The sequence below is a fragment of the Cryobacterium sp. 10I1 genome (assembly GCF_035019805.1).
Taxonomy (GTDB): Bacteria; Actinomycetota; Actinomycetes; order Actinomycetales; family Microbacteriaceae; genus Cryobacterium; species Cryobacterium glucosi.
Map to the genome: position 1 here is coordinate 25,685 of NZ_JASJVF010000009.1, position 7,502 is coordinate 33,186.

The following is a 7,502-nucleotide window of genomic DNA, read 5'->3' on the forward strand; positions in this document are numbered from 1 at the left end:
GTCGATACGAGCAGTGACACGGCGTTCTCCGCTTTATCGCTCGAAGGCGGCAGGACATCTTCACTGTGATTACTGGGGCGGCAGATACTAACGAATAGCCCGCGTATTCCTGCGGCTCTGCCACCCGAAACGATAAAATCATCATGATCCGATGGGGGCCAACGATGACCGAGAGCCCACCCGACTCCTCCGGGTTGCGAAGCAGGAAATGATGAGCGAAACCACGAATTACGGAACCGTCGGCGGGGAAGACATTACCGATGCGGTGATCAATTGCCTCGTGCAAAATGCCGAGGCGGGCTTTCCCGGCGTCACTCCCCGCCGAGCCACGGGACGGCCTGCACATCAAGAGATGAGGCCCAGCATGTCGCAAGCGAATCCCGCAGCCGGGCGCTGACTGCTTGAAGGGATCAGCTCACGAAACGGAATAAATAACACGCTAAGACTGGCTGGCGCGTGAGCTGCGGGTTTTCTCGGAATCCGTCTATGAGGACTGATGTGAGAATCTCGTTTCGAGAAGTACTTTCGAGAACGGGACTTCTTTGATTTTCCGTGTAGTGCGGTCACCCAACTTGATCTTCTTTTTTCCTCGTTTTCGAGAACAAGGCCAAGAAGTAATGAAACGAACAAGTATGTCCGCAAGGGGAACCCTCAAGAGCGGCCGTTGCGGTTGCGTTACACTTTGAGATTGTTTCGGTCGACGCTAATGCCGTCGATCTGCTCCAGCTCTCGCGCCAACTGGAGCTGCCAGTTATTGGTTTCTCGATCGATGTACACGAGGCCGCTCAGATCTGATGGCAATTCAACGTTTCCTTCGGTAATGGCGATGACCTTGCCGCGTTCGAGGCGTCCGAAGAAGTATCCGAGTTCAAACACGACGTTCTGTCGCGCGCGCGGCTTTGATTCGCTGGCTCCTGCCTTGGAACCTTGATCGTCCGGTGTCAGAAGCACAATGGCCGCGGCGGCCCTGGCTGCGTGTGTCTCGAACTTCTCAAGAACGGTCTGGCCTTCGTTGGCTTGCTCATGCAGGATCGTTGGCTCTATTCCAGTCAGCTGCTGGACGACTCGGGTGACATGGTACTTCGCTGCGTCGTCGTGGCCGTGAACGATGAAGATCGTCGGAACTGTGGGGATTACCGCAGGCACTGTCGCTCCGTTCATTTCGGGCTTGACTGCCGCCTCAAGTCTTCTGCCCTCGATTGTGCTGATGACCTCAAGATAGTTGTGCGCGTCCTGCAGGTCTCGGTAGGGGCGAAGTCTCGAACCGCGTAAGCTCGTGACCCACTTCGTATCCACTTCCGAAAAGCTGAACGGGCAGTTGTACTCATGGTTGAGGATCTGGCTCGTCACCGTATCGGAGAGTGCCGTCGGTTTCTCGCGCGTCGATTTTGATAGCCAGCTAGAGGTGAACTTGTCCAGCTGCACCAGCTCCGCCGTAGCTTTGGTCGGGTCCGGTGTCAAGCCCTTCTCCCAGTCGGCCAGCATCGCCACGACGCTAACGATGGCTTCAGCCACTTTCGGATTGATCTGCTCAACTTCGGTGAGTCGGATAATGCCTGCAAGGCTCAAACCGACAGTCGAGTCCGCAGTCGGTTCCTCATGAAAGTCCGAGTCCCAGACGAGGCCGTAGCGGCGACCATCGTTGGTCGCCGGGCCAATCTTTGGAAGCGACCGGTAAATCTCAAGGCAGGAAGAAGAGTCGATCTCAGGTGCTTCACGGTCGAGCATTCGCTCGACGTAGTCCCACGTCGGCCAATTCCCATACCCGCCAGGTCCCTGGCGTGAAATCTCATCCCAGATGATCCTGAGCAGCTTGATTTGGAGCGGCGTGAGTTCATCATCAAGCGCCGTGGCGTGGCGCGGTGGTTTTCCGATGTCCATAATTGAGCCCTCCGCCTTCTGAGTCAATCTTCGATGCCAGGACGGGAACATGGTTGATGCCACTCCGACGTGCCTCCGCAGCGCGGACGAACCACGCAAACGAGTGCATCTCGACCAGATCGGGTGCGCGTAAGCCGCGGACACAGATTCAGCCGCCAGACCCTCGAGCCAGGGAGCGCAGTTGGCGTCGCATTTGGGAACCCTCACCGGGATTGCGTCGAGTCCGGTGCGCCGGCGAGTTGGCCTTTGGGATCGGTGATTCTCGAAGGGAGCACCGGCCCGGAGGGTTCTAGAGTTTGGTCATTTGGCGCAGGGCCCGGATGTGGGATTTATACGCCGTTCGGCCGTCCCTCGTCAGTGCCACCCACGTCCAGGCGCGTCCGCCGGATGTCCGTTTGAAGACGCGCACATAGCCTGCCTCTCTGAGAGTGGCGAGATGCTTGCTCAGTGACGAGTCGCTGATTCGCAACGAATCGCGGAGAGCAGAAAACTCCGCCTCCACCACCTCAGACAAGAAAGCGCAGATCGCCAATCGACGGGTGGGATGAATGGTCTCGTTGAGTTCGGCTGTCCCAGCCACGATCGTCATCTCCTCATCGAGGACGACAACGTTCGTTCGAATACCCATCCGCTTGCCACCAACAGCACGCAGACGACCGCGCCGGCAACCCAGGCAACCCACGTGACACCGAGCTTGATGACGAAATACCAGCCTGCTGCCAAAGTCGCAAGGCTGAGTATCGCGAACACGACGGCATAGCCCGTAGCACGGCCGTGACCGAATTCCGTTGTCCGGGTGCCCGTCACGGCTCGTCGCGCAATCTCCAGAAGAGTAGTAGAAACAACCATCGCCAGCACGGCAATGCTTCGGCCAATTCCTTCGGCTAACAGCACGGCAACGGCCGCCGCACCGATAACGACTCCGTCCGCCGGGTAGTACCACCACGGCGACCGAGAGCGTCGCACAGCCACCCGACGTGACGCGTCAGCGACCGCCAGCGCTTCCTCGGCAAGGCGTTCATTTTCCATACAGGAAAGTGAACATCCGAATCGACGGCATGTCAACCCGTTCGGGAGTCCCAAGCTGCACGACGGCCAAAAGGACCTGACCCGCGCACCGCAAGCCGAACGTTAAACGTTCTCTATCAACCAACGCAGGGCATCGCCCCCGAGATCCCGATCTGAGAAGATTTCCCCAGTGATGCCCGCTGCGACTGCAGCCGTTGTTGGCCCTGCCCAGACCTTTCTCAGACCGGCACGGACGGCCACCCGCGCAGAGGCAGGATTATTGGAGAGTACACGGGCGGTGATGGCAGCCGAGTCATTCTGTGCTCTGACGGCAGCGACCGCAGCAAGGGCGATTTCCGTCGCGAAACCTCGCCCCCACGTCGCCGGGGAGAGGCGGTACCCGAGGTTCCAGACGAGCGCTGGAGTCATGTTCACGCCGCCCGTACCTATGAACGTGCCAGCTCTCAGCGCATCGTCCGACCCCGGGTCGCCCACGCGAACCGCCCATTGACCAATGTCATGTTCTCGCCGGCTCTTGATGGCGTCGTCGACGATCCTTCTGGACTGCTCTCGAGTGTTGTGACGACCCACGGGCAAGTGCAACCACGTGTCGGGATCGCTGTAGACGCCAAAAACTGAGTCGAGATCGTCAGGAGTCAGAGGTGAGAATGCAAGGCGAGCGTCCTGCGCTAAATCTAAATTCGTCATCGAGACCATTGTTCCCAATCGCACCGACACTGAGCTGCGGGCTGTCCGCAAGCCGGACGGTCAGCGCGACGAATTTGCGGCCTTCCCGTCCGATGGCATCGCGTGCTGATGCTGTGTCAGTAGGGAACCTCTTGCGGGACGGTTCCACGGTGGTGTGATCGGTCTTTCTCAGAACAGCAGACGTTTCTGCACCCCGGAGTTGGATATGAAGGGGTATTGCTCTAGACCGCGAATCGAACGGGTTACCGCAACGATTGCAACTGCGTGTCGTACTTCGTTGTTTCGCCCTCAGTCCAGACTTCGACGAAATAGGTGAGGTGGAGCTTTGTCCCGTCCCATTGCATCGCGTGAGCGAATTGTCGCGATTCCGTGTGGACGCCCGGACTGTCCATAGTTTGTGTCCAGCCGTTCGCTGCCAGTGCCTGCGAGTAGAAGGCGAGGACCTCGCGCTGCTGGTGCGTTGTCGTCCCGGATATACCGGTCGTGGCCACGTCGCCGCCATCGAGCCCGAATTGAACCCGTCCCGGGACATTGTTGATCCGGACATCGGTGCTGCCCGGGTAGGTCAATGCGGCTTCGGGTTGTTTGGCCAGGCTGTCGATGGATTGTCCAGGCACGCAGCCAGTCAGAAGCATGCAGATGCTGGCGGCGGCGACCGCGCTCAGGAACCCAGATGATCTTCGCATCGGTCTCCTGGTCTGCTGCGTCGCGTTCGTCACTGGATTACCGCAACGATTCAAGGTGAGTTTCGTACTTCGTTGTTTCACCCTCAGCCGTGACGGCGACGGCATACGTGAGGTGGAGCTTCGCGTTGTCCCACTGCATCACGTGAGCGGGTTGTCCCGACGCCGTCTCGGCGTACGGACTATCACTGGTTTGTGTCCAGCCGTTCGCTGCCAGTGCTTGCGAGTAAAAGGCGAGGACCTCGCGTTGCGTGTGCGTTGTCGTCCCGGATATTCCGGTGACGGCCACGTCGCCGCCATCGAGGCCGAATTGAACCCGTCCCCGGTCATTGTTGATCCGGACATCGGTGCTGCCAGGGTAGGTCAATGCGGCTTCGGGTTGCTTGGCCAGACTGTCGATGGATTGCCCGGGCACGCAGCCAGTCAGCAAGAGCAAACACATGCTGGCTGCGGTCACCACGCTCAGAAACCGAGATGCTCTGCGCACGTTTTTCCCTGTCACTTCGGATCATCGAGGTAAACGCTGCGGCCTGTTTGCCCGTTGATATTGACGGTCACGTACGTTGAACCCGGAGGCGCCGGCTTCAACGCGAGGTCGTAATACACAGGGAGGTACGGGGACCCGGCTTGGATAGTCACTGACACGTAGCCCCACCCGTCTCTCCCGCTGATGACGATGGGGTCCGCGCTGCTTGATCCTATGGATCCTGTGGCAAATGTTGACTCCGTGGGAAATCCGAATTGTGGGTAGGTCCGGCGGTAGTAATCCAGGAGCGCGGAGGGACTGCCTGGAGCGGCGAAGACGGTCGCGACCCCGGCGTCCTTCGCTATATTCGGTTCGGAGCTTCCGAGGTACTCGGCTCGGTCGAGCAGATCACCACCGGGTGGAGGATCGTTGAGGATGGGAACGACCCGAATCTGTGAAACTGTTTTCCCCGCGTCGGGCGCGTTGAACGAGCATCCCGCCACCCCGAGCACCACGGCCACGCCGACACCGAACACGACGCCTAACCTCACGCAACCACGCATGCTCAGGCCCCCGCTCGAGTGACGATTCATCCTGTGATCTCAGTTCCCGATGCTCTCACGCAGACCCGTAGCGTTCACGCAGCGAACGACGATCGCGGCGCACGATCCACAGCCGCAGCTACTTTCTAGCAGTGCACCAGGAACTCAAACCAGCCCCCAAGAAAGGGCAACCGATTCAAAACATCGCAAATGCGGATCGCCACCCAGAACAAGAGAACCGCTCAAATCTCCGCCCTCCTCAACGACCCATCTCATATAGGCGTAAGAGGGACGGTCAGCGCGACGAATTTGCGGCCTTCCCGTCCGATGGCATCGCGTGCTGATGCTGTGTCAGTAGGGAACCTTGAGTGACGCGCACGGAGCATGAATTGCGGAGGCAGGAGGTTGCCCAACTGGGGTGCCACGGAGGGGTAGCTGTTGAGACGGGCGAGTGGCTAGAGTCCGATCACGGAGTAGTGGCGTTCGATTCCCGCGGTGGCGTGACCCCACTCGCTGCTGGCGACACGTTCCTGGTGGGCTTCAAAGGCGGATGCCTGCTCGAAGCGCTCTTCGACCTGCCACACCAGGGGATTGCTCGTCCGGGTGACGTTGAACGAAAGGCATCCCGGTTCGGCGCGGGTGAGGGCAAGGTGCAGTTGTAGGTGTTCCCGGACAGTTCCCGCTTGGTCTTGGGTGAGGCAAACAAGCTGCCCGCTGAGGGACACCTCGCCGCCGACTAGCTTCTTCTTCATCTTGAAATTGGTCAGCTGCACGCCGGCCGTCATCGAGTGCTGTTCTGCCTCGACGGTGAATCCGGAGCGCTCAAAGACGGGGCGGGCTGTAATGCTGACGTCAGCTGTCAGCTCCGTCAGATGCTCCTGGCTCGCTCGGGCCTCCGCATGGCCGATCAGTTGCCGTGCCACCCCGCGTCCTAGGTAGCGAGGAGCGACGAACATCATGTCGATATATCCCTCAGAGTCCACGTCGGAGAAACCCGCCGGCACACCATGCACGGTCGCCACGTAACTGTTCCGTGCCTGCATCGCCGTATGCCAAGTGGATAGCTCGCGTGCTTCTGGCCGAGCCCACGCCTGAATCTGTTCCGGTGAGTAGTCGGCGGCAGCGGTCTCGGTCACTGCGGCAAGGAAGATCGCTAACGTGTCTGCGGCATCCGCGTGACCATACGGTCGAATGACAACGACCGGCCTGTCGGTAATTGTGTTCAGTTCCACAGAATCAGCATCCCACGGCGATCGTTCATGACCGTGCGGCACTTTCGGCGACCGGTCGTAGACAACGGTTCTCGTTTGCTTCCCAATTCCGGCAAGCTGGAGCTATGCGAATCTCCCACCTGACTTCGGCAGACACGGAGGCCGTCATTTCACTCTGGCACCAAGTAGGACTGACCCGACCTTGGAATCCGTCCGAGCGGGACCTGCAGCGCGCCCTCGACGGCCGTACTTCCACGGTCTTTGGAGGTTTCATCGATGAGCGGTTGGTTGGCACCGTGATGGTCGGGGAAGACGGTCACCGTGGTTGGATCTACTACCTCGCCGTGGATGAGAGTCAGCGCGGAACCGGGCTGGGGCGACAGTTGATGACGGTTGCCGAAGATTGGCTTCGCCAACGAGGCGCCGTGAAGGTTCAACTTATGGTCCGCTCAGCCAACGAGGCAGTGCTGGGCTTCTACGACCACCTCGGCTACGAAGACGCCGACGTCCAGGTGCGATCGAAATGGTTGGTGTAGCGAGCATCCCGCAGACCGAACCCCAAGCGGACATCCGCGATTTCGCTCCGACAGAGGTTCAAAGCGTGTCCATCGCCAGCGCTGATGGGTGTGCAGCTCAGCGAAGTGAGCGCAGGTAGCGTCTGCGCGCGATGCGTTGGGCGATGAGCAGCAACGGGTAGAGGGCTCGCCAGGGCTGTTGTGGCGCGGGGCGCGTGAGTGAGCGCACGGTTAGACGCACCTCGTCGCCGTGTCGGTGCACGATGAACGCTTCTTCGCCGCTGACGGGGGGCCCCGGCATGGTCCGGTACGCGAAGCCGACCCGGTCGAGCTCCTTGACGACGGCCACGACCTCCACCGGCTCAACGACGGTTACCTTGAGTAGACGTGCGGTGACGACGACGCGATCGCCCTGCGAAACCGGGCTGGTCGAGTCGACCGCAAACCCGCTTGCCGTTTTCACCCGCCATCGGAGTACGTCCCGGGCG

Annotated in this window: 10 protein-coding genes; 1 reads left to right on the forward strand and 9 read right to left on the reverse strand. The window is 60.1% G+C overall.

Annotated features, from left to right (window positions below; all coding sequences use genetic code 11):
* Positions 1-675 precede the first annotated feature (675 nt).
* The 8 genes from QN345_RS02145 to QN345_RS02180 form a co-directional block, all read right to left on the reverse strand.
* Positions 676-1,881 carry a nucleotide-binding protein gene (locus QN345_RS02145; protein WP_322137065.1) on the reverse strand — a complete coding sequence of 402 codons (1,206 nt, stop codon included), beginning with the start codon at positions 1,879-1,881 and terminating at the stop codon, positions 676-678.
* 289 nt (positions 1,882-2,170) lie between these two features.
* Complete coding sequence (locus QN345_RS02150; RefSeq protein WP_322137066.1) at positions 2,171-2,470, reverse strand: transcriptional regulator; 300 nt, start codon at positions 2,468-2,470, stop codon at positions 2,171-2,173.
* Positions 2,467-2,910, reverse strand: coding sequence for a hypothetical protein (locus tag QN345_RS02155; RefSeq protein WP_322137067.1), 444 nt, complete (start codon positions 2,908-2,910; stop codon positions 2,467-2,469). Before QN345_RS02155 ends, QN345_RS02150 begins: the two co-directional genes overlap by 4 nt.
* A 102-nt stretch (positions 2,911-3,012) precedes the next feature.
* Entirely contained in the window at positions 3,013-3,597 is a 585-nt protein-coding gene (locus QN345_RS02160; protein ID WP_322137068.1) for a GNAT family N-acetyltransferase, read from the reverse strand.
* Positions 3,598-3,839: 242 nt separating this feature from the next.
* Positions 3,840-4,283 (reverse strand): hypothetical protein, encoded by a 444-nt coding sequence (locus QN345_RS02165; RefSeq protein WP_322141014.1) that lies wholly within the window; start codon positions 4,281-4,283, stop codon positions 3,840-3,842.
* Positions 4,284-4,320: 37 nt separating this feature from the next.
* The gene (locus tag QN345_RS02170; protein WP_322137070.1) at positions 4,321-4,740 is read right to left on the reverse strand and encodes a hypothetical protein; all 420 of its coding nucleotides are present in this window, start codon (positions 4,738-4,740) and stop codon (positions 4,321-4,323) included.
* 38 nt (positions 4,741-4,778) lie between these two features.
* The gene (locus QN345_RS02175; RefSeq protein ID WP_322137071.1) at positions 4,779-5,282 is read right to left on the reverse strand and encodes a hypothetical protein; all 504 of its coding nucleotides are present in this window, start codon (positions 5,280-5,282) and stop codon (positions 4,779-4,781) included.
* A 461-nt stretch (positions 5,283-5,743) separates the two neighbouring features.
* Positions 5,744-6,520, reverse strand: a complete 777-nt coding sequence (locus QN345_RS02180) for a GNAT family N-acetyltransferase (RefSeq protein WP_322137072.1) — start codon at positions 6,518-6,520, stop codon at positions 5,744-5,746.
* A 104-nt stretch (positions 6,521-6,624) separates the two neighbouring features.
* Between QN345_RS02180 and QN345_RS02185 the strand changes: the two genes are divergently transcribed.
* Positions 6,625-7,035: a GNAT family acetyltransferase gene (locus QN345_RS02185; protein ID WP_322137073.1), complete on the forward strand. Its 411-nt coding sequence runs from the start codon at positions 6,625-6,627 to the stop codon at positions 7,033-7,035.
* A 97-nt stretch (positions 7,036-7,132) separates the two neighbouring features.
* Here QN345_RS02185 and QN345_RS02190 read toward each other — a convergent pair.
* The coding region (locus QN345_RS02190) for a DUF1990 family protein (protein ID WP_323508424.1) at positions 7,133-7,502 on the reverse strand (370 nt) is incomplete at its 5' end.

What these genes read in the sequence shown, in the direction of transcription:
- QN345_RS02145 (WP_322137065.1), bottom strand. Translation starts at nt 1,881, where the DNA reads ATGGACATCGGAAAACCACCGCGCCACGCCACGGCGCTTGATGATGAA.
- QN345_RS02155 (WP_322137067.1), bottom strand. Translation starts at nt 2,910, where the DNA reads ATGGAAAATGAACGCCTTGCCGAGGAAGCGCTGGCGGTCGCTGACGCG.
- QN345_RS02165 (WP_322141014.1), bottom strand. Translation starts at nt 4,283, where the DNA reads ATGCGAAGATCATCTGGGTTCCTGAGCGCGGTCGCCGCCGCCAGCATC.
- QN345_RS02160 (WP_322137068.1), bottom strand. Translation starts at nt 3,597, where the DNA reads ATGACGAATTTAGATTTAGCGCAGGACGCTCGCCTTGCATTCTCACCT.
- QN345_RS02185 (WP_322137073.1), top strand. Translation starts at nt 6,625, where the DNA reads ATGCGAATCTCCCACCTGACTTCGGCAGACACGGAGGCCGTCATTTCA.
- QN345_RS02150 (WP_322137066.1), bottom strand. Translation starts at nt 2,470, where the DNA reads ATGACGATCGTGGCTGGGACAGCCGAACTCAACGAGACCATTCATCCC.